Genomic DNA, 1,338 nt, shown 5'->3' with positions numbered 1-1,338 from the left:
GGTCGAGGATCGCGGGCAGGTCGATCAACCCGCCCCAGCGCTGCGGGAGTTCGAGCGCGGCGACCCGGCCGAGGCCCCAGACGGCCGCCTGGGCGAGGCCGGTGACGCGGTCGCCGGGGGCGGCCGCGACGGCGTCCCGGGTGAGGCACCACAGGGGTGCGCCGATCCGGGCGTCGCCGAGGGCCTGCACCAGCGCGGCGGTGCGGACGAGCCCGGCGGGGACGGAACCGTCCACGGACTCGTCGAGCGCCAGGAGGGACACCACCCCGGCGATCTCCTCGGCCGCGTAGGGGAGTTCGGCGAGCTGCTTGGCGAGGCCGGCCCGGTCGGCGTCGGCGTCGACGGTCAGCCGGACGGCGTCCGCACCGAGCGCGGCGAGGACCTCGTCGGTCCACGCCGGGTCGCGGTGGCCGGCGGGCACGACGGCGAGCCAGGTGCCGGCCGGGGCCGCGGCGCGCGGCCGGTCGAGCGGCTTCCAGACGATCCGCCGGCGGCGGGCGTCGACGGCGGCCTGCTCCTCGCGCCGGTCGTGCCAGTCGCGCAGCGCGGGGAGCACCTGGGCGAGGGCGTCGCCGTCGACGTCCAGGGTGCCGGCGAGCGCGTCGAAGGACGCGGTGCGCAGCGCCGTCCAGAACTCCCCGTCCGAGGCGGACGGAGACGCGGCCGGGGACGCCGCCGAGGCGAACGACTGCTCGGGCCAGTAGCGCTGGCGCTGGAACGGGTAGGTGGGCAGGTCGACCCGGCGGGCGCCGGTGCCGGCGAAGACGGCCGCCCAGTCCGGCGCGAGCCCGTCGGTGTGCAGGCGGGCGACGGCGGCGAGCAGGGTCGTGCGCTCGTCGCGGCCGTGGCGCAGCGCGGTGGCGGTGACCACCGGGCGGGCCGGGTCGGCGTCCTCGGCCGTGTTGGCCTGGACGAGCGCGGACAGCACGCCGTCCGGGCCGAGTTCGAGGTGGCGGCGCACGCCGCGGGCGGTGAGGGCGGCGACGCCGTCGGCGAAGCGGACGGCCTCGCGGACGTGGCGCACCCAGTACTGCGCCCCGAGCTCCGCCCCGGTGCCGCCGGTGACGACGTCGCCGGTCAGGTTGGACACGAGCGGGATGCGCGGGGCGGCGTAGGCGATGCCCCGGGCGGTCCGCTCGAAGTCGTCGAGCATGGCGTCCATGTGTACGGAGTGAAACGCATGGCTCACCCGCAAACGCCTAGTCCTGCGTCCGTCGGCGGCGAATCCGGCGGCGATGCGCTCGACGGCGTCGGCGTCTCCGGAGAGGACGACGGCGCGCGGGCCGTTGACGGCGGCGATGGAGACGCCGTCCGTCAGCAACGGCAGCACCTCCGCCT

General features: G+C 77.6%; 1 protein-coding gene. It reads right to left on the bottom strand.

Going from position 1 to position 1,338, the window contains the following annotated elements; all coding sequences use genetic code 11:
- The coding region (locus ACFV4F_RS43390; RefSeq protein WP_380511582.1) for an acyltransferase domain-containing protein at positions 1-1,338 on the bottom strand (1,338 nt) is incomplete at both ends.

This window comes from Kitasatospora sp. NPDC059722, assembly GCF_042733235.1.
Taxonomy (GTDB): Bacteria; Actinomycetota; Actinomycetes; order Streptomycetales; family Streptomycetaceae; genus Kitasatospora.
This window is presented reverse-complemented; position numbering and strand designations above follow the sequence as displayed.